Origin of the sequence: Rhizobium johnstonii 3841 (genome assembly GCF_000009265.1) — a bacterium.
GTDB classification, from domain to species: Bacteria; Pseudomonadota; Alphaproteobacteria; order Rhizobiales; family Rhizobiaceae; genus Rhizobium; species Rhizobium acaciae.
Genome location: NC_008380.1, coordinates 4,547,501 through 4,567,621, shown reverse-complemented (window position 1 = coordinate 4,567,621; position 20,121 = coordinate 4,547,501). Strand labels below are relative to the sequence as shown.

Sequence of the window (20,121 nt, the reverse complement as noted above, 5' to 3'; positions counted from 1 at the left end):
GAGGTTGCGTGACAGATAAGAGGGGGGTCGAATGATGTCAACGGATTTGGCGGATACAGAAAGGCCACAATCCGGTGTTGATGGCTATTTTGGGCTGGATTCAGGGGATGCTGAAACCGGCAATGTAACTGTGAAGGGTATTTCATGTTGAGCACCAACAAACTTGCCGTTCTGGCGTTTGCAACCTTTGTTGCGCTCCAGGCCCCGGCCTATGCCGATGACGCCGTCATCGCCAAGGTCGGCACCCTGGAGATCCACCAGTCGGAACTCGACCTTGCCGTCGCCAATCTCGACCCCCAGCTGGCGCAGCTTCCCGATGACCAGAAGAAGGTCGCAGCCCTTTCCGCCGCCATCGACGTGAAGCTGCTTGCCGCCGACGCTGCGGCCGAGAAGCTTGATCAGACCGACGAATTCAAGAAGCGCATGCAGTATCTCTCCGACCGCGAGCTGCACAATGCCTATTTCAAGAAGCATGTCGTCGACATCGTGACGCCTGACGAAGTCAAGGCCCGTTACGACAAGGAAGTCGCCGCCCTGCCGAAGCAGGAGGAAGTCCACGCCCGTCATATCCTCGTCAAGACCGAGGACGAAGCCAAGGACATCATCAAGCAGCTCGACGCCGGCAAGGATTTCGCCGAACTCGCCAAGGAAAAGTCCACCGATCCGAACAAGTCGGAAGGCGGCGATCTCGGTTATTTCTCGCGCGGCCGCATGGTCAAGGAATTCGAAGACGCAGCCTTCGCGCTTGAGAAGGGCACCTATTCCAAGACGCCGGTTAAGACCGATTTCGGCTTCCACGTCATCAAGGTCGAAGATAAGCGCGACGCTCCGCCGCCGCCCTTCGAGCAGGTGCAGGATCAGGTTCGTCAGCTCGTCATGCGCGACAAGTATCTTGAGCTTCTGAACAAGGCGAAAGCCTCCGCCAAGATCGAGATCACGGACGAGACGCTACGCAAGGGTTACGACCAGGCCAACAAGCAGCCGGAGCCGGGCAGCGAGCCCGTTGCGCCGGCACCGCAGCAGTAATAATCGCATCCGGGCCCGGTTCTTCCGGGCCCTTCATTAGATCCGGATGATTTGGGCCTGATCGACCTGAATCTGAATCCGGATCTAAATCAAAAAGTAGAGCATGATGCCGAAAACCGCTGACGCTTTTCGGTATCATGCTCTGGCATCGTTTGTTGTCGCATTTCCGGACGGCGAACCGGTTTCCATTTCGCCTGGAAATGCTCATTGGCAGGTCTCATTCATGTCCGGTTCCGTCTCTCCGCTTGCTCCGAAATCCTTCGTCTCGATGCCACCGTTGCGCGGCGTGCGCATGGCGACGGCTTCCGCCGGCATCAAGTACAAGAACCGTACCGACGTGCTGATGATGGTCTTCGACAGACCGGCGACTGTTGCGGGCGTTTTTACCCGCTCGAAGTGCCCGTCGGCGCCGGTCGATTTCTGCCGGGCCAATCTCCCCCATGGCAGCGCCCGCGCCGTCGTCGTCAACTCAGGCAATGCCAATGCTTTCACCGGACTGAAAGGCCGCCAGGCGACCGCGCTGACGGCGAAATCGGCTGCGACTGCCGTCGGCTGCGCCGAAAACGAGGTCTACCTGGCCTCGACCGGCGTTATCGGCGAGCCGCTCGATGCCACCAAATTCGCAGGCGTTCTGGATCAGATGCAGGTCGAAGCGACCGGTGATTTCTGGTTCGAGGCCGCCAAGGCGATCATGACGACCGACACCTATCCGAAGGTTTCCACCCGCAGCGCCGAGATCGGCGGCGTGGCCGTGACGATCAACGGCATCGCCAAGGGCGCCGGCATGATCGCGCCCGATATGGCGACGATGCTCTCCTTCGTCGTCACCGATGCCGACATTGCGCCTGCCGCGCTGCAGGCGCTTCTGTCCGACGGTGTCGGCCCGACCTTCAATTCCATGACCGTCGACAGCGACACTTCCACTTCCGACACACTGATGCTGTTTGCAACGGGCGCCGCAGCCGAGGACGGCCAGGCCCGCATCGAACGCGCCGACGACCCGCGGCTTGCAACCTTCCGGGCCGCACTCAACGAAGTGCTGAAGGATCTGTCGCTGCAGGTGGTGCGGGACGGCGAAGGTGCCACCAAGATGCTCGAAATCACCGTGACGGGTGCCGAGAGCGATGCCGCCGCCAAGCGCATCGCGCTGTCGATCGCCAATTCGCCGTTGGTCAAGACCGCGGCCGCCGGCGAAGACGCCAATTGGGGCCGTATCGTCATGGCTGTCGGCAAATCCGGCGAGATGGCCGACCGCGACAGGCTCGCCATCTGGTTTGGCGATATCAGGGTCGCCGTCAATGGCGAGCGTGATCCCGATTATTCCGAGACGGCTGCCTCGGACGTCATGAAGGCCCAGGATATCCCCGTAAAAGTCGATATCGGGCTCGGTGCCGGCACGGCAACGGTCTGGACCTGCGACCTCACCAAGGAATATGTTGCGATCAATGGCGACTATCGGAGCTGATCGTTCATTGGCGCAGGCATCCATTTCCTCACACAATCTGCCGCTGGTGCGCAGGCTGGAGGCCGTCGGCTTCCGCGCCTGGCCGGCGGCATCCGTGCAATATGACGGCAGCTGGCAGGTGCGGCTGACGGCCGGTCACCCGTCCAACCGGCTGAACTCGATCGTGCCGCTCGATCCCTCGGATCATCGCGACGTCGAAATCCGCCTGGAAAAGGCGAGCCGGAAGTTCGAGGCCTATGGCCGCGCCGCCGTGGTCCGCCAGACGCCGCTTGCCTCGCCGGTGCTGATCGAACTTCTGCGCGCGCAGAACTGGACGCGCTTCGACGATACGGTGGTGATGACCTGCGACCTCGCCGAGGCGGAGCTGCCGGATACGCTCGATCACCTGCCGACCCATGATGTCGGTCGTTTCGTCGACGCCAACCTCGCCGTCGACCAGGCGCCACTGAGGCTGAAGCCGGCGCTTGCCGAGATCATTTCGGCGATCAAGCCGCCATCCGGCCTGTTCATGATCGAGAACGCGGTGGACGGCCCGCTTGCGACCGTGCTCTGCGTCCAGGACAACGACCTCGCCGGCATCATGTCGCTTTCGGTCTCCGAGGCGCGGCGGCGCGAAGGGCTCGGCATCGAAATCCTGACCTCGGCGCTGCGCTGGGCGCGCATGCGCAGCGCCCGTTCGGCCTGGCTGCAGGTGAAGCTGTCCAACCGCCCGGCCATCGCACTTTATGAGCGTCTCGGTTTTCGCGACGCCTATCATTATTGCTATTGGCAAAAGGAGCCGCGATGAGCGAGGCGGGCCGGAAGATATTGCTGGTCGCTGCCTGTGCGCTGATCGATGCCGATGGGCGTATCCTGTTGGCACAGCGCCCCGAGGGAAAGTCGCTTGCCGGGCTCTGGGAGTTTCCCGGCGGCAAGGTCGAGCCGGGCGAGACGCCGGAGGAAACGCTGGTGCGCGAGCTCGAGGAAGAGCTCGGCATCCACACCAAGATCGCCTGCCTCGCGCCGCTTACCTTTGCCAGCCACTCCTACGAGACCTTCCACCTTTTGATGCCGCTTTATATCTGCCGGCGCTATGAGGGCATTCCCCAGGGCCGCGAGGGCCAGGCGCTGAAATGGGTGCGCCCGCAGGCGCTGCGCGATTATCCGATGCCGCCAGCCGACGAGCCGCTCATCCCAATGTTGCAGGATTTACTTTAGCATTATCTGATTATTATTGTGCCACGCCATTTTCGGCTGTGGATATTAATGGATCGTTTAACACCTTCTGCCAAAGATCGGCCTCAATCAAGCATCTGGCGTGCGTGTATTAAAAGGCTTGACGTCATGGACGATGATTTCTGGAAAGCTGTCCGGGAAAAGGAACGGGCCTCGTCTGCCTCGCGCAGGACGGGTGCGCTGAATATCGCCCTCCTGTTCGGCACGGCGGTGGTCGCGCTGACGCTTATCCTGACACCAATGCTTGCGGATTCCTCGAAGAAAAGCGTCTTTGCCAGTGCTCCGGCGGATTTTGATACGATCACGACGGGATCGATCCCCAAGAGCGAAAGCGGCAAGCGCTATACGATCCGCCGCAGCGTCCTCCAGGATACGCCCGGCTCGGTCTGCGTCGTCCAGGGCTATGGCGTCGGCGCCGGTTGCTGAAAAATACCGGCCGTCGCCCGATGGCCGTGGAATTGATCGTTTGCCGTTGGTTTCGCTCAGAGGGTCGCGAAATAATGCGTATTTTGAAAGCATTTCTTGCAGATGACAGAGGTGCGACTGCAATTGAGTATGGCTTGATCGCCGCCCTCATTTGTGGCGCGCTCGTCTCCGGTCTCGGGGTCTTCACCGGCGCCCTGCAAGGCGTCTTCAACGTGATCAATAACAATATGACGGTGAATTGAAGAAGCCGCCGGCCCTCACTGCTTGAGCTTGTGTTCGTCCACCTTCAGTGCATCGGCAAGGCGCGCCTTGGCCGAACCCGGCTTGAGCGGCTTTTGCTGGCTCTCGTGGGCAGCCCATCCCGAGACATAGATGATCGAGAAGGTAGCGCGGATACGTCCGTCGGGATCAGAATAACGTTCGGCGTAGATCTCCGCTGCGCGCAGGAAGAAGGCGCGCGTCAGTGGCATCCGGGCGCGGGCTGCAAGCGGATTGCTCATGCCCATCGCTCTCAGATCCCGCATCAGCGGAAAGAGCGAATCATAGCGCACCGTATAATTCTCCGCATCGATCACCGGCAACGCGAAGCCGGCGCGCTGCATGAGGCTGCCGACATCGCGCACATCCGCGAAGGGAATGACACGCGGGCTTGCGCCGCCTGTCATCTCGACCTCGGCGGCCAGCAGCACGTCGCGCAGTTCCTGCAACGTGCCGGCGCCGGGGATCGCGGCCAGGAAAAGGCCGTCCGGCTTCAGGGCGCGGCGGATCTGGATGAAGACACCCGGCGTATCGTTGGTCAGATGCAGGCTGAGTGGCGCAAGGATGAGATTGGCCGATTGCGGTTCAAGCGGCACGTCCTCGAGCGGCGCCTCGATCAAGATCTGGTGCGGCCCGGCATAGGCCTTCTCGCTTTCAACGCGGATCATCGTGCCGATTTTGCCCGTCGCCAGCGCGGCGCGGGCGGCCGCACCGGTTGCGCCATGCAGTTCGACGGCAGTCTCGAAAGTCCGCTCGACCACGGAAAGCCTTTCGCCCATTTCCTCGGCGGCGATGTCGAGCAGGAAGGCGGCTTTCGGATCGTTGTTGGCAAGCGCGCGATGGCGATGTGCGGCGATCAGGGCTCTGTCGAAGATCGTTTCCATGGCGATGTCCTTAGTCCCGCGCCGTCTGTGCGGCAAGACGATTTTCCTTTCGTGGAGAACGCGCTAGTCTCTGCGGCATGGGGCCAATCGAATTGAAAAGACCGGCAGAATTCTTGCGCACGCATCTCTTGCGACCGTTTTCGGCGCTTGCCGATTTCTTTTATCCACCCGCCTGTTCCGTCTGCGGCATTTCGACCGGCGTCCATCGCGGGCTCTGCGCGAAATGCTGGTCCGGCATCCGCTTCATCGAACGGCCCTATTGCGAGGTGCTCGGCATTCCCTTCTCGCACGATCTCGGCGCCGGCATCCTCAGCGCCGAGGCGATCGCCAACCCGCCGGCCTTCGATCGGCTGCGGTCGGCGGCGACCCACGACCACGCGGTCCGCGATCTCGTTCATGGGCTGAAATATCGCGATCGCACCGATCTGGCGCCGATGATGGCAGCCTGGATGCTGCGCGCTTCCGACGGGACGGTTGAAAGCTGCGATGCGCTGATCCCGGTGCCGCTGCACCGTAGCCGTATGCTCACGCGCAAGTTCAACCAGGCAGCCGAGCTTGCCCGCCATATGGCAAGGCTCTCGGGCAGGCCGCTGCTTGCCGCCACGCTTATACGCGTCAAGCGCACCAGCCAGCAGGTCGGCCTTGGCGCAAAGGCGCGCGAGGACAATGTCAGGGGCGCTTTTGCGATCGCCAAGGGTAGCGAAAACGACATTTTCGGCAAGCGCATCGTCCTTATCGACGACGTCTATACAACAGGGGCGACGGTTGCCGCGGCAAGCCGGACACTGCGCAAGGCGGGTGCGACCGACATAACGGTTTTGACCTTTGCAAGGGCTCTCTCCGAGCCTATATGACAGAAATACCCGGCATCGGTCTGGAGAGATTATGGTACCCGTCACAATCTATACACGGCAGTTCTGCGGCTATTGCACCCGCGCCAAGTCCCTTCTCGAAGAAAAGGGTGTCGAATATGTCGAGCACGACGCGACCTTTTCGCCGGATCTTCGCCAGGAGATGATCGGCAAGTCGAACGGGCGTACCACTTTTCCGCAGATCTTCATCGGCGCCGATCATGTCGGCGGTTGCGACGATCTCTTTGCGCTCGATCGGGCCGGCAAGCTCGATCCGATGCTGGCAGCCTGAGGAAGAACCGATGAGCTTCAAGGCCGCCGCCGTCCAGATGTGCTCCGGGGTCGATCCGGTGAGGAATGCCGCCGCCATGGCGCGGCTGGTGCGCGAGGCCGCTGGCCAGGGCGCGATCTATGTGCAGACGCCCGAAATGACCGGCATGCTGCAGCGCGACCGTGCCGCGGCACGCGCCGTGCTTGCCGACGAGGCGCATGACATCATCGTCAAGACCGGCTCAGATCTCGCCAGGGAACTCGGCATCCACATGCATGTCGGCTCGACGGCGATCGCCCTTGCCGACGGCAAGATCGCCAATCGCGGTTTCCTGTTCGGTCCCGACGGCAGGATTCTTAATCGCTACGACAAGATCCATATGTTCGACGTCGACCTCGACAATGGCGAGAGCTGGCGTGAAAGTGCCGCCTATACGGCAGGCTCGGAGGCCCGCGTCCTGTCGCTGCCCTTTGCCGAAATGGGCTTTGCGATCTGCTATGACGTGCGGTTTCCCGCACTCTTCCGCGCCCAGGCCATGGCCGGCGCCGAGGTGATGACAGTTCCTGCCGCCTTCACCAAGCAGACCGGCGAGGCGCATTGGGAGATCCTGCTCAGGGCACGCGCGATCGAGAACGGGGTTTTCGTCATCGCCGCCGCGCAGGCGGGCCGGCATGAGGATGGGCGCGAGAGTTTCGGCCATTCGATGATCATCGATCCCTGGGGCACGGTGCTGGCGTCGGCCGGCGCCACCGGCGAGGCGGTCATCGTCGCCGAGATCGATCCGAGTGCGGTCAAGGCCGCACATGACAAGATCCCGAACCTCAGGAACGGCCGGGAATTCTCGGTCGAGAAGATTGCGGGGGCAATCGCCGGAGGCGTCGCCGCTTGATCCGCTATTCCCTCACCTGTGACAATGCCCATGAATTCGAAGGCTGGTTTTCGGAAAGTGCCGATTTCGACCGTCAGGTCGAAACCGGTTTCCTGACCTGCCCGGTCTGTCATTCCGCCGCCATTTCCAAGCTGTTGATGGCGCCGTCGGTATCGACCGCGCGTGGGAAAGACAAGATGCAGACGCTGGCGATGGATGCCATGCGCCGCGAGGCCCTGCAAAAACTCAAGGAGGCCGTTGCGGCGGTCAAGGCCAATTCCGAGGACGTCGGCACGCAGTTTCCCGAGGAAGCCCGCAAGATCCATTACGGCGAGGCGGATGCCCGCGGCATCATCGGCCAGGCGACAGTCGATGAGGCGCAGGCGCTCTTGGAAGAGGGCATCGAGATCGCAGCCATTCCCGTCTTGCCGGAAGACGTGAACTGACATGAAGTTCACGCCGCTTGCTGTCCATGATTTCGGCCTGCGTATCGCGCTGAAAATGTAGCCGGCTTGTTGGCGGCGGGTGTTATGTCGGCCGCTTTGCCAGCAGCATATAATTCACGTCCATATCCTTAGACAGGTTCCACTGGTTCGACAGCGGATTGAAGGAGACGCCGGTGCGGTCGGTGATCTCGAGGCCGCTCGCCACCAGCGGCTCTTCCAGTTCTTCCGGGCGCACCAGCTTTTCATACTGATGCGTGCCGCGCGGCAGCCAGCGCAGTATGTTCTCGGCGGCAAAGATGGCAAGCGCTGCCGCCTTCATCGTGCGGTTGATGGTGGCAACGAAGATCAGGCCACCGGGGCGGACCATTTTCGCGCAGGTGGTCATGAAGAATTCGACATCGGCGACGTGTTCGACAACTTCCATGTTCAAGACGATATCGAAGGTCTCGCCAGCCTCAGCGAGCCCTTCAGCGGTGACGGCGCGATAGTCGACCGAAACGCCGGAGGCCTTCGCATGGGTGGAGGCGATGCCAATATTTTTCTCGGACGGATCGGCGCCGACGACGGAGGCGCCCATGCGGGCGACAGGTTCGGACAACAGACCGCCGCCGCAGCCGATATCCAGCACGCGCAGGCCTTCGAGCGGGCGCGCGCTTTTCGGATCACGGCTGAAATTCTCGCAGGCCTTGTCGCGGATATAGGCGAGCCGGACGGGATTGAACTTGTGCAGTGGTTTGAACTTGCCGGTTGGGCTCCACCATTCCGCCGCCATCGCCGAGAAGCGGTCCACTTCGCCCTGGTCGATCGTGCTTTTGGCGCCTTCCGTCATCGTCCACTCCTTCATTCGTGACATGTGAAGTCGGATGATCGGGGACATAAGTCAAGGGGCGCAGATCAGGGGATTGGCGAGCGCGGAGCCGCTCGCCAATAGCTTTTATCGCGTGCGCTTGCCTCCCCCCGCCAAACTCGCTAAGAGACGCCGCAACTTGGGGCCTTTGGGGCCTGGGCTTTTAGAGCGGTTCCAGAAGTTGGGAACCCGGCTCTCTGGCCCAAGCGGTCTGCCCCAGAGCTTTCGTGATGCCGGGTCCGGTTTTCCGCTTTCCCGGCGCCAGTCGTGGTAGAGGCATATGGCACGCATCGTAATGAAATTCGGCGGCACATCCGTCGCTGACCTGGACCGCATCAAGAACGTCGCCCGCCACGTAAAACGCGAAGTCGATGCCGGGCACGAGGTGGCGGTGGTCGTCTCGGCCATGTCCGGCAAGACCAATGAACTGGTCGGCTGGGTCCAGGGCACGCCGAAGGTGATCGGCGCCAATTCTCCATTTTACGATGCGCGGGAATATGATGCGGTGGTCGCATCCGGCGAGCAAGTGACATCCGGGCTGCTGGCGATCGCATTGCAGGCGATGGATATCAATGCGCGTTCCTGGCAGGGATGGCAGATCCCGATCCGCACCGACAATGCGCATGGCGCGGCACGGATCATGGAGATCGACGGCTCCGACATCGTCAAGCGGATGGGCGAGGGGCAAGTCGCCGTCATCTCCGGCTTCCAGGGACTGGGACCCGACAATCGGATCGCGACGCTCGGACGCGGCGGATCGGACACTTCGGCCGTCGCAATCGCGGCAGCTGTCAAGGCGGATCGCTGCGATATCTATACCGATGTCGACGGCGTCTACACGACCGACCCGCGCATCGTGCCGAAGGCGCGCAGGCTGAAAAAGATCGCCTTCGAGGAAATGCTGGAAATGGCCTCGCTCGGCGCCAAGGTGCTGCAGGTGCGCTCGGTCGAGCTCGCCATGGTACACAAGGTGCGCACCTTCGTGCGCTCATCATTCGAAGATCCCGATGCTCCGGGCATGGGCGATCTACTGAACCCGCCCGGAACGCTGATTTGTGACGAGGATGAAATCGTGGAACAGGAAGTAGTCACCGGCATCGCCTATGCCAAGGATGAGGCTCAGATCTCGCTTCGCCGTCTTGCCGACCGGCCGGGCGTCTCCGCGGCGATCTTCGGGCCGCTCGCCGAATCCCATATCAATGTCGACATGATCGTCCAGAATATTTCCGAGGACGGGTCGAAGACCGACATGACCTTCACCGTACCGTCAGGCGACGTCGAGAAGGCGATCAAGGTGCTCGGCGACCATAAGGAGAAGATCGGCTACGATGTCGTGCAGAACGAATCGGGGCTGGTGAAAGTATCGGTCATCGGCATCGGCATGCGCAGCCATGCGGGCGTTGCCGCTACCGCATTTCGTGCACTTGCCGAAAAAGGCATCAACATCAAGGCGATCACCACCTCCGAGATCAAGATTTCCATCCTGATCGACGGTCCCTATGCAGAACTCGCTGTCAGGACTTTGCATTCCTGCTACGGTCTGGATAAGAATTGATTCCCAGCGGGCGGCCTGCCCCTTCAGGTTGAGGAGATGAGGCCGGCCTGTCGGGACTAAGTGCGTTGTTTCGGGAGCTTGAGACGCCATGAGAGACCTTTCCGGCGGTCCGCGCGTGCTGCTCAGGCGGCTGCGCGAGTTGATGGCGGAGCCGCTGGAGCCGCAGGATCGTCTTGACCGGATCGTTCGCCAGATCGCCGGCAACATGGTGGCGGAGGTTTGCTCCGTCTATGTGCTGCGCGCCGACGGCGTCCTCGAACTCTACGCGACCGAAGGCCTCAACCGCGAGGCCGTGCATCTGGCGCAACTGAAGATGGGGCAAGGCCTGGTCGGCACCATCGCGGCCTCGGCCCAGCCATTGAACCTTTCCGACGCGCAGTCGCACCCTGCCTTCCGCTACCTGCCGGAAACGGGCGAAGAAATCTACCATTCCTTCCTCGGCGTGCCGATCCTCAGAACCGGGCGCTCGCTCGGCGTTCTCGTCGTGCAGAACAAGGCAAGCCGCAACTATCGCGAGGAAGAGCTGGAAGCGCTCGAGACGACGGCGATGGTGCTTGCAGAGATGATCGCCACCGGCGAGCTCAAGAAGATCACCAAGCCCGGCCTCGAACTCGACCTGACGCGTTCGGTCACCGTCGACGGCGATACTTATAATGACGGCATCGGCCTCGGTTACGTCGTGCTGCACGAGCCGCGCATCGTCGTCACCAATCTGCTGAACGAGGATGCCGAGAAGGAAATCCGGCGGCTGGCCGAAGCCATGGGCTCGCTCAGGATTTCGATCGACGACATGCTGTCGCGTCGCGACGTGTCGATGGAGGGCGAACACCGCGAGGTGCTCGAAACCTATCGGATGTTTGCGCACGACCAGGGCTGGGTGCGCAAGCTCGAGGAGGCGATCCGCAACGGTCTGACGGCGGAAGCGGCGGTCGAGAAAGTGCAGAGCGACACCAAGGCGCGGATGATGCGGTTGACCGACCCTTATCTGCGCGAACGCATGCACGATTTCGAGGATCTGGCGAACCGTCTGCTCAGACAGTTGACCGGTTATACCGGCCGGACGACCGGCGAAGGTTTCCCCAGCGATGCGATCATCCTGGCGCGCGCCATGGGAGCAGCCGAACTGCTCGATTATCCGCGTTCCAATGTCCGCGGGCTGGTGCTGGAAGAAGGGGCGGTAACGAGCCATGTGGTGATCGTTGCGCGGGCCATGGGCATTCCCGTCATCGGCCAGGCGGCGGGCGTGGTGGCGCTCGCCGAGAACGGCGATGCTGTGATCATCGATGCCGACGAGGGACATGTGCATCTGCGGCCGATGGCCGATCACCGGCGCTCCTACGAGGAAAAGGTTCGCTTCCGCGCCAGACGGCAGGAGCAGTTCCGGGCGCTGCGCGCCGTCGAGCCGGTGACCAAGGATGGGCAGCGGATCGCGCTGATGATGAATGCCGGCCTGCTGGTCGACCTGCCGCAGCTTTCGGAATCGGGTGCCGAGGGCATCGGCCTTTTCCGCACCGAGCTGCAGTTCATGATCGCCTCCACCATGCCGAAGGCGGAAGAGCAGGAGCAGTTCTACCGCAATGTGATAAAACAGGCGGCGGGCCGCAGCGTCACCTTCCGTACGCTCGATATCGGCGGCGACAAGGTCGTGCCGTATTTCCGTGGTCATGAGGAAGAAAATCCCGCCCTCGGCTGGCGCGCCATCCGGTTGTCGCTCGACCGGCCGGGGCTGTTGCGCACCCAGTTGCGCGCCCTGCTGAAGGCATCGGCCGACACCGAGCTGAAGCTGATGGTGCCGATGGTGACCGAGGTTTCCGAGCTGAAGATGGTGCGCGAGCTGTTGCAGAAGGAAGTGCAGCATCTCTCGCGTTTCGGCCACGGGCTGCCGCGCAAGCTGCAATTCGGCGCGATGCTGGAGGTGCCTGCACTGCTTTGGCAGCTCGACGAGTTGATGGAGGCGGTCGATTTCGTCTCGGTCGGTTCGAACGATCTCTTCCAGTTCGCGATGGCGGTCGATCGCGGCAATGCGCGGGTTTCGGACCGCTTCGATCCACTCGGCAAACCGTTCTTGCGCATCCTGCGCGATATCGTACGCGGGGCGGACCGGAACAAGACACCGGTGACGCTCTGCGGCGAACTCGCCAGCAAACCGATCTCGGCGATGGCGCTGCTCGGCATCGGTTTCCGCTCGATCTCGATGTCGCCGGCCTCGATCGGACCAGTGAAGGCGATGCTGCTCGGGCTCGATGTCGGGGCACTGACGAAGGCGATGGACGAGGTGCTGGACGATCACCACGCCTTGACGCCGATGCGCGAGGTGCTTGCCCGCTTCGCCGAGAGCCACAATATTCCCCTTTAGACAGAGATTAAGAAGAATCGGAGTGAAGGGTGGCGAAGCTTCCCGTTGAAAAGATGCGCGAGCTGGAACGCCGCTTCGGCGAAATCGAGGCGCGCATGTCGGCTGGCCCGGCTGCCGATGTCTATGTGAAGCTCGCATCCGAATATTCCGAGCTGCAGCCTGTCGTGACGAAGATCCGCGTTTATGAGAAGGCGGTCACCGAGCTTGCCGACCTCGAAACGCTGCTCGAGGACAGGTCGGTGGACCGCGAGATGCGCGACCTCGCCGAGCTGGAGTTGCCGGAGGTGAAGGAGCAGATCGAGGCGCTCGAGCAGGAGATGCAGATCCTGCTTCTGCCGAAGGACGCAGCCGACGAAAAGAGCGCGATCCTCGAAATCCGCGCCGGCACGGGCGGCTCGGAAGCCGCCCTTTTCGCCGGCGATTTGTTTCGCATGTACGAGCGCTTTGCGGCGGAAAAGGGCTGGAAGGTGGAGGTGCTCTCGGCAAGCGAGGGCGAAGCCGGCGGCTACAAGGAAATCATCGCGACGATCACCGGCAAGGGGGTCTTCGCCAAGCTGAAATTCGAATCCGGCGTGCATCGGGTGCAACGCGTGCCGGAAACCGAGGCGGGTGGGCGTATCCATACGTCGGCCGCAACGGTTGCGGTGCTGCCGGAGGCCGAGGAGATCGACATCGAGATCCGGGCTGAAGACATCCGCATCGACACGATGCGCTCTTCGGGTGCGGGCGGCCAGCACGTCAATACGACGGACTCGGCGGTGCGCATCACCCACCTGCCGAGCGGCATTGTCGTCACCAGTTCGGAAAAATCGCAACACCAAAATCGCGCCAAGGCGATGCAGGTACTGCGCTCCAGGCTCTACGATGCCGAGCGGCAGAGAGCCGACAGCGAGCGCTCTGCCGATCGCAAGAGCCAGGTCGGCTCCGGCGACCGCTCGGAACGTATCCGCACCTATAATTTCCCGCAGGGGCGGGTAACGGACCATCGCATCAATCTGACGCTCTATAAGCTCGACCGGATGATGGAAGGCGAGATCGAGGAGGTCGTCGACGCGCTGATGGCCGATTATCAGGCCAGCCAGCTGGCGCAGCTCGGCGAGCAACAATGAGCTCGACGGTCGCCGATATGCTTGCCGAAGCGCGCCGTCGCTTCACCGAAGCCGGTATCGTCGACCCGGCGACCGATGCGCGGCTGCTTGTCGCGGGCCTTCTGAAATTGTCGCCGACCGAGCTGTTGATGCGATCGGCCGAGCGGCTTTCTCCTGAGCAGGCCAAAGTGATTTTCAAGGCGTTGGAGCGGCGGCTCGGTCACGAGCCGGTGCATCGCATTCTCGGCGAGCGGGAATTCTATGGCCTGCCACTTCGGCTCTCGGCGGAAACGCTGGAACCGCGGCCGGATACCGAAATCCTGGTCGATACGGTTCTCGTCTATCTCAAAGACCTTGCAAAGGTGCAAAACCGTCTCCATATCCTTGACATGGGAACCGGGACCGGGGCGATATGCCTTGCGCTTTTGAGCGAATGTCCTGATGCGTCAGGTGTCGGCAGCGACATATCGGCGGATGCACTTTTGACAGCAAGATCGAATGCAGAAAGAAACGGGTTGCAGGATCGTTTTGAGGCCGTACAGTCGAATTGGTTCGAGGACATCCAGGGATCCTTTCACGCGATTGTCTCAAATCCGCCCTATATTGCTTCCAATGTCATTCACGATCTCGCTCCCGAAGTGACCAAATTTGATCCGGCTGCGGCTCTGGATGGCGGCCCGGATGGGCTTGACGCTTACAAAGCCATAGCCAAGGATGCGGCAAGGTTCATCAGGCCCGATGGGGTCGTCGGACTGGAGATCGGCTACGATCAGCGAAACGACGTGACGGCGATCTTTGAAGCGAAAGGCTTCAGGTGCCTCAAATCCGTGAAAGATTATGGTCAGAACGACAGGGTGCTCGTGTTCGCGCTCGCGTGAAAGACGATAATGCGGCATTGGACGAGACATTATTGTTATTGCGAAGAAAAGGCTTGGATTTCCCGGTGAAGCAATATAGGTTGCGGTCACGTGTTGGGCAGATAGGAATGAACGAGATTCGTTCGGTACTTGGTTTGCCTCGGGGGTCCGCTCTTTTAAACGAGAGTTTCAACGGTTGAACACGACCCAATGCGTGAATCAGTCAAACTGACTTGAGAACCAAGCGGCAGGTCGGCGCAAAGGCGCAGTATGCTCGCGGCACAAAGGTCCTGATCCGGTTTTCCGGTCATGGCGGTTGGTGCCATGTATCCATCACAAACAGAGAATTCAGGTGAACGATCTATGAGGCCAGGACAGCAGAACAAGCGCGGTCGAGGGCGTGGTAACAATAATAACGGCGGCGGTGGCGGCGGTGGAAATAACAATAACAACAATTTCAACCGCAAGGGCGGCAATCCGCTAACCCGAACCTATGACAGCTCCGGCCCCGATGTGAAGATTCGCGGTACTGCGCAGCATATCGCCGAAAAATACGCGCAGCTCGCCCGCGACGCCCAAAGCTCCGGCGACCGCGTGATTGCCGAGAACTATCTCCAGCACGCCGAACATTATAATCGTATCATTGCCAGCGCCCAGGCGCAGATGCAGGAACGCTTCCAGCGCGACGACCGCGGCGAGTACAATGATCGCGACGGTGCGGACCGCGACGGCGACGATATGGACAACAATGACAATGAGAATGACAATGACGGCGACGATGTCGTTATCGTCCAGCCGCCGCAGAGCAGGCCGCACCAGCCGCAGCAGAGCAGACAACACCAGCCGCAGGCACAGCCGAAGCCGGTAGCCGCTCAGGCGCCTGCACCGGCACCCCAGTCCGAGGTCATCGATGGAACCGGCCCGCAGCCGGAGATCGAAGGCATTCCGGCCGAAGTTGCCATGGACGAGGAAGGTGCCGGCGGCCAGCCGCGCGAACGCCAGCCCCGCCGCCGCAGCACCGGCAGCCGGCCCCGTCGCCCGCGTCGCGGCGCTGAGGGCGAAGAAGCGGCCGCTGAAGGCGAGGGTGCCTCTACCGAGGCGCCAGTGCTGGCTGACGTCGCATCGGAATGAGGATTTCGCTTCCCCCTCAGGGAGAGCGTGACGTTCATGCCATCTGCTCGAATTAGTTTGAAAATCCCCGGCCTTGGTGCCGGGGATTTTCATTTTACGGGCTCTTTAAACTCACAGTAGTGGCTACCATATTCTGTTCGAACTGCTTCGCCCGAATCCCTTACGGGCCAAGCGCGGCCTGCCTTTTCAGGGGGTCGATCTCAATCATCGGTCTGCGCCTCGTCAGGGCAGGGCGATCCATGGAGGTAGAATATGAATATCGAGAAATATTCGGAGCGGGTGCGCGGTTTCATCCAGTCCGCCCAGACCTATGCGCTGGCGCAGGGTCACCAGCAATTTACGCCGGAACATGTGCTGAAAGTCCTGCTCGACGACGATCAGGGCATGGCGGCGTCGCTGATCGAGCGCGCCGGCGGCGATGCCAAGGCCGCCCGCCTGGCCAATGACGCGGCTCTCGCCAAATTGCCCAAGATCTCCGGCGGCAACGGCAACATCTATCTGGCACAACCGCTCGCCAAGGTGCTTTCGACCGCCGAAGAAGCGGCGAAGAAGGCCGGCGACAGCTTCGTCACGGTGGAACGCCTGTTGCAGGCGCTGTCGATCGAATCCTCGGCCTCGACCTTTTCGACGCTGAAGAACGCCGGCGTGACGGCCCAGGGCCTCAACCAGGTGATTAACGACATCCGCAAGGGTCGGACGGCGGATTCCTCCAATGCCGAGCAGGGTTTCGACTCGCTGAAGAAGTTCGCACGCGATCTTACCGCTGAAGCCCGGGAGGGCAAGCTCGACCCGGTGATCGGCCGCGACGACGAAATCCGCCGCACGATCCAGGTGCTTTCGCGCCGGACGAAGAACAATCCTGTGCTGATCGGCGAACCCGGCGTCGGCAAGACGGCGATCGTCGAGGGCCTGGCGCTGCGAATCGTCAACGGTGACGTGCCGGAATCGCTCAAGGACAAGAAGCTGATGGCGCTCGACATGGGCGCGCTGATTGCCGGTGCGAAATATCGCGGCGAATTCGAGGAGCGGTTGAAGGCCGTGCTCAACGAGGTCCAGGCGGAAAACGGCGAGATCATCCTGTTCATCGACGAGATGCATACGCTGGTCGGCGCCGGCAAGGCGGATGGGGCGATGGATGCCTCGAACCTCCTGAAGCCGGCTCTTGCCCGCGGTGAGCTGCATTGCGTCGGCGCGACCACGCTCGACGAATACCGCAAACATGTCGAGAAGGATCCGGCCCTTGCCCGCCGCTTCCAACCCGTCGTCGTCGATGAACCGACGGTCGAAGACACAATCTCGATCCTGCGCGGCCTGAAGGAAAAATACGAGCAGCATCACAAGGTGCGCATCGCCGATGCGGCGCTGGTGGCCGCAGCGACACTTTCCAACCGCTATATCACCGACCGTTTCCTGCCCGACAAGGCCATCGACCTGATGGACGAGGCGGCAGCGCGGTTGCGCATGCAGGTGGATTCCAAGCCGGAAGAGCTCGACGAACTCGACCGCCGCATCATGCAGCTGAAGATCGAGCGCGAAGCGCTGAAAAAGGAAACGGACGTCGCGTCCGCCGACCGTCTGAAGCGACTTGAAACCGAAGTGACCGATCTCGAGGAGCAGGCCGATGCGCTGACTGCCCGCTGGCAGGCGGAAAAGCAGAAGCTCGGCCTTGCCGCCGATCTCAAGAAGCAGCTCGACGATGCCCGCAACGAACTGGCGATCGCGCAGCGCAAAGGCGAATTCCAGCGTGCCGGCGAGCTGACCTACGGTGTCATTCCGGATCTCGAAAAGCAGCTCGTCGATGCTGAGAAGCAGGATGGCGACCGCGGCGCGATGGTGCAGGAGGTGGTCATCCCCGACAACATCGCCCATGTCGTGTCCCGCTGGACCGGCATTCCGGTCGACAGGATGCTGGAGGGCGAACGCGACAAGCTGCTTCGGATGGAAGACGAACTGGCGAAATCGGTGATCGGCCAGGGCGATGCGGTGCAGGCCGTGTCGCGCGCCGTCCGCCGCGCGCGTGCCGGCCTGCAGGATCCGAACCGGCCGATCGGTTCGTTCATCTTCCTCGGCCCGACCGGCGTCGGCAAGACGGAACTCACCAAGGCGCTCGCCCGCTTCCTCTTCGACGACGAAACGGCGATGGTGCGCATGGATATGTCGGAATATATGGAGAAGCACTCCGTTGCCCGGCTGATCGGTGCGCCTCCCGGCTATGTCGGTTATGATGAAGGTGGAGCGCTGACGGAGGCGGTGCGCCGCCGGCCCTATCAGGTCGTGCTGTTCGACGAGATCGAAAAGGCGCATCCCGACGTCTTCAATATCCTGCTGCAGGTGCTGGACGACGGGCGTCTGACGGACGGCCAGGGCCGGACGGTCGATTTCCGCAACACGATGATCATCATGACCTCGAATCTCGGCGCCGAATATCTGACGCAGCTGAGGGACGGCGACGACAGCGACACGGTTCGCGAGCAGGTGATGGAGGTGGTGCGCGGGCATTTCCGGCCGGAATTCCTGAACCGCATCGACGAGATCATCCTCTTCCATCGCCTGAAGCGCGAGGAGATGGGGGCGATCGTCGATATCCAGCTGAAGCGGCTGGTGGCTCTGCTGTCCGAGCGCAAGATCGTCATCGACCTCGACGAGGAAGCCCGCCACTGGCTGGCGAACAAGGGTTACGATCCGGTCTACGGCGCAAGGCCGCTGAAGCGGGTGATCCAGAAGTTCGTGCAGGATCCGCTGGCCGAGCAAATCCTGTCCGGCCAGGTGCCGGACGGATCGACGGTGACGGTGACGAATGGTTCGGACCGGCTGCAGTTCACGACGAGGCAGACGGTGAGCGAAGCGGCGTAAGCCGGTTTATCGAATGAATGGGAAATGGCGGCTTCGGGCCGCCATTTTTTGCTTGATGGATTTTTTCGTTTTGGTGATCGGGGCGTCTCTCGGAGGAGAAGCGGCGTAGATGGACGCTACTTGCTCGCCACCTGGTCTGGCGTCTGGTTGTTCAGCAGCGTATCGATGCGCTTGCGCTCGTCCTCGAATTTCGCCAGCACCTCGCCCTGCAGCGATTTGCCACCCGGCAGGCGAATGCGCAGCGGATCGACCTTGGTGCCGTTGACGATCAGCTCGTAATGCAAGTGCGGTCCGGTGGATTCGCCCGTCGTGCCGACCCAGCCGATCACCTGGCCCTGGCGGATCTTGGCACCGGGGACGACGCCCTTGGCAATGGCGCTCTGGTGATTGTAGGAGGATTCATAGCCGTTGGCATGGCGGACGATCGTCTGGTTGCCATAACCACCGGAATCCCAGCCGGCTTTTTCGACCGTGCCGTTGCCGGCGGCGATGATCGCCGTGCCGCGGGGTGCAGCCCAATCGACGCCGGTGTGCATGCGGGCAAAACCGAGGATCGGGTGGCGGCGCATGCCGAAGCCCGATTTGAAGATGCCGTTCGGCACCGGGTTGCGCAGCAGGAACTGGCGGATACTCTTGCCGTTCTCGTCGAAATAATCGACCGTGCCGTCGTCGGAGTCCTGGAAGCGGTAGAAGCGCGTCTGCGTGTCGCCGAAACGGGCGTTGACGTAGAGCAGTTCGGAATCCTCGGTCGCCTGGCCGCCGCTGTCGGCGACGGAGAAGAAGGCCTCGAGACTGTCGGTCGGCCTCAGCTGCGCCTGGAAATCGACATTGCTGGCGAGCAGCTTGATGATCAGCGCCGTCATATCCTTGGTCATGCCGTAGGAAAGGGCAGCACGATAGATGCCGTCATAGACGCGCGGCAGGTTCTGGCCGGGGGGCGGTGCAAAGGAATTATCATCGAAGGCGGTGGCGATGGCATCCAGCATCGGCGGCTCGCTGCCGGGCACGTATCTGCCCTTGTCGTCGACGGCCACAGTGACGAGATGGCGCGTGCCGCGGTAGACGCTGGCTCGGATGATCTTTGCCTGTTCGCCCTTCTGAATGATGCCGATGCGCAGCACATCGCCCTTGTCGAGATCACCAGAACCCAGTTGCTGCGCGATATAGCCGGCAATGCCATCGGCATATTGCTGCGGATAGCCTGAATCCGTCAGCGCCTTGGCGATCGGCGTGTCCACGCGCACCGGCAGGATGTCGTCGGCGAATTCTTCGGTCTGCGGCGTGATCGATTCCGATGCGGAGACCGTCATGTTCTGTTCGAGCACGCGTGCGGACAGACCGGCGGTCAGATCGACATCGGCGTCCTCGTTGGAGAAACGACGCGGATCGACGTAATAAAGGGCTGCGAGCTGCGTGTTGCCGTCGGTCAGCACCGAGCCGTTGGAGCGAACGTTCTCTTCGACCTCCTCGAGCGACAGGCCGGATGCCATCTGCATGCTGGTCTTGCCGGTCGGGAAGGGAATGGTCTTCAGGCTGACTTCGGATTCGACGTCGGAGCCGTAAAGCGCGCCTGTGCGGCTTTGCGGCGCAGGCTGCGGCTCGTCGGCGGAAAAGATCGCCAGGGGATCGAAGTCGGGATAGTCCTCCGTCGCCACATGGTTGGCGGCCAGCGTCATCTTCACATGCGCGAAGGGCTGGCGGCGCACGACTTCCTTTTCGCCGTC

At 61.8% G+C, this 20,121-nt stretch carries 19 protein-coding genes (1 of these 19 running past the window's edge); 16 read left to right on the top strand and 3 right to left on the bottom strand.

Features of this window, described 5'->3' with window-relative positions; translation table 11 throughout:
- The first annotated feature begins 144 nt into the window (after positions 1-144).
- The 6 genes from RL_RS22160 (at position 145) to RL_RS22135 (ending at position 4,374) form a co-directional block, all read left to right on the top strand.
- Positions 145-1,026 carry a peptidylprolyl isomerase gene (locus tag RL_RS22160; protein WP_011653690.1) on the top strand — a complete coding sequence of 294 codons (882 nt, stop codon included), beginning with the start codon at positions 145-147 and terminating at the stop codon, positions 1,024-1,026.
- A gap of 223 nt (positions 1,027-1,249) precedes the next feature.
- Positions 1,250-2,491 carry a bifunctional glutamate N-acetyltransferase/amino-acid acetyltransferase ArgJ gene (argJ, locus tag RL_RS22155; RefSeq protein ID WP_011653689.1) on the top strand — a complete coding sequence of 414 codons (1,242 nt, stop codon included), beginning with the start codon at positions 1,250-1,252 and terminating at the stop codon, positions 2,489-2,491.
- A complete protein-coding gene (locus RL_RS22150) occupies positions 2,472-3,278 on the top strand; it encodes a GNAT family N-acetyltransferase (RefSeq protein WP_011653688.1) in 807 nt (268 codons plus the stop codon). The genes argJ and RL_RS22150 overlap by 20 nt, the downstream gene beginning before the upstream one ends.
- Complete coding sequence (gene mutT / locus RL_RS22145; RefSeq protein WP_011653687.1) at positions 3,275-3,688, top strand: 8-oxo-dGTP diphosphatase MutT; 414 nt, start codon at positions 3,275-3,277, stop codon at positions 3,686-3,688. The genes RL_RS22150 and mutT overlap by 4 nt, the downstream gene beginning before the upstream one ends.
- A gap of 126 nt (positions 3,689-3,814) precedes the next feature.
- Positions 3,815-4,132 (top strand): hypothetical protein, encoded by a 318-nt coding sequence (locus RL_RS22140; RefSeq protein WP_003543245.1) that lies wholly within the window; start codon positions 3,815-3,817, stop codon positions 4,130-4,132.
- A 74-nt stretch (positions 4,133-4,206) separates the two neighbouring features.
- A complete protein-coding gene (locus tag RL_RS22135; protein ID WP_011653686.1) occupies positions 4,207-4,374 on the top strand; it encodes a Flp family type IVb pilin in 168 nt (55 codons plus the stop codon).
- A 15-nt stretch (positions 4,375-4,389) separates the two neighbouring features.
- Here the strand turns inward: RL_RS22135 and RL_RS22130 are convergent, their stop codons facing one another.
- On the bottom strand, positions 4,390-5,274 hold the full coding sequence (locus tag RL_RS22130) for a methyltransferase domain-containing protein (RefSeq protein WP_011653685.1): 885 nt from the start codon (positions 5,272-5,274) through the stop codon (positions 4,390-4,392).
- 77 nt (positions 5,275-5,351) lie between these two features.
- Between RL_RS22130 and RL_RS22125 the strand changes: the two genes are divergently transcribed.
- Genes RL_RS22125 through RL_RS22110 form a run of 4 tightly spaced genes read left to right on the top strand, consistent with a single transcriptional unit; the run spans position 5,352 to position 7,710 of the window.
- Positions 5,352-6,128 carry a ComF family protein gene (locus tag RL_RS22125; RefSeq protein WP_041936481.1) on the top strand — a complete coding sequence of 259 codons (777 nt, stop codon included), beginning with the start codon at positions 5,352-5,354 and terminating at the stop codon, positions 6,126-6,128.
- Between the two features lie 31 nt (positions 6,129-6,159).
- Positions 6,160-6,417: a glutaredoxin 3 gene (grxC, locus tag RL_RS22120; protein ID WP_011653683.1), complete on the top strand. Its 258-nt coding sequence runs from the start codon at positions 6,160-6,162 to the stop codon at positions 6,415-6,417.
- Positions 6,418-6,427: 10 nt separating this feature from the next.
- A complete protein-coding gene (locus RL_RS22115; RefSeq protein WP_011653682.1) occupies positions 6,428-7,285 on the top strand; it encodes a carbon-nitrogen hydrolase family protein in 858 nt (285 codons plus the stop codon).
- Positions 7,282-7,710, top strand: a complete 429-nt coding sequence (locus tag RL_RS22110) for a DUF1178 family protein (protein WP_011653681.1) — start codon at positions 7,282-7,284, stop codon at positions 7,708-7,710. The genes RL_RS22115 and RL_RS22110 overlap by 4 nt, the downstream gene beginning before the upstream one ends.
- An 82-nt stretch (positions 7,711-7,792) precedes the next feature.
- Here the strand turns inward: RL_RS22110 and ubiG are convergent, their stop codons facing one another.
- Positions 7,793-8,539, bottom strand: a complete 747-nt coding sequence (ubiG, locus tag RL_RS22105) for a bifunctional 2-polyprenyl-6-hydroxyphenol methylase/3-demethylubiquinol 3-O-methyltransferase UbiG (RefSeq protein WP_011653680.1) — start codon at positions 8,537-8,539, stop codon at positions 7,793-7,795.
- A gap of 298 nt (positions 8,540-8,837) precedes the next feature.
- Between ubiG and RL_RS22100 the strand changes: the two genes are divergently transcribed.
- From RL_RS22100 to clpB, 6 genes are all read left to right on the top strand, one after another.
- Entirely contained in the window at positions 8,838-10,112 is a 1,275-nt protein-coding gene (locus RL_RS22100; protein ID WP_011653679.1) for an aspartate kinase, read from the top strand.
- 88 nt (positions 10,113-10,200) lie between these two features.
- Positions 10,201-12,468: a phosphoenolpyruvate--protein phosphotransferase gene (gene ptsP, locus RL_RS22095; protein WP_011653678.1), complete on the top strand. Its 2,268-nt coding sequence runs from the start codon at positions 10,201-10,203 to the stop codon at positions 12,466-12,468.
- A 29-nt stretch (positions 12,469-12,497) separates the two neighbouring features.
- Positions 12,498-13,577: a peptide chain release factor 1 gene (prfA, locus tag RL_RS22090; RefSeq protein ID WP_011653677.1), complete on the top strand. Its 1,080-nt coding sequence runs from the start codon at positions 12,498-12,500 to the stop codon at positions 13,575-13,577.
- The gene (gene prmC / locus RL_RS22085) at positions 13,574-14,434 is read left to right on the top strand and encodes a peptide chain release factor N(5)-glutamine methyltransferase (RefSeq protein ID WP_011653676.1); all 861 of its coding nucleotides are present in this window, start codon (positions 13,574-13,576) and stop codon (positions 14,432-14,434) included. Before prfA ends, prmC begins: the two co-directional genes overlap by 4 nt.
- Before the next feature lie 342 nt (positions 14,435-14,776).
- Positions 14,777-15,544, top strand: coding sequence for a DUF4167 domain-containing protein (locus RL_RS22080; RefSeq protein WP_011653675.1), 768 nt, complete (start codon positions 14,777-14,779; stop codon positions 15,542-15,544).
- A gap of 252 nt (positions 15,545-15,796) precedes the next feature.
- Positions 15,797-18,397, top strand: coding sequence for an ATP-dependent chaperone ClpB (gene clpB, locus RL_RS22075; protein WP_011653674.1), 2,601 nt, complete (start codon positions 15,797-15,799; stop codon positions 18,395-18,397).
- A 116-nt stretch (positions 18,398-18,513) separates the two neighbouring features.
- Here clpB and RL_RS22070 read toward each other — a convergent pair whose 3' ends face one another.
- Positions 18,514-20,121: the 3' portion of a M23 family metallopeptidase gene (locus RL_RS22070; RefSeq protein WP_011653673.1), read on the bottom strand. Its footprint extends 333 nt past the window's final position; only the last 1,608 of its 1,941 coding nucleotides appear in the window; the start codon falls outside the window, past its right edge; the stop codon is at positions 18,514-18,516.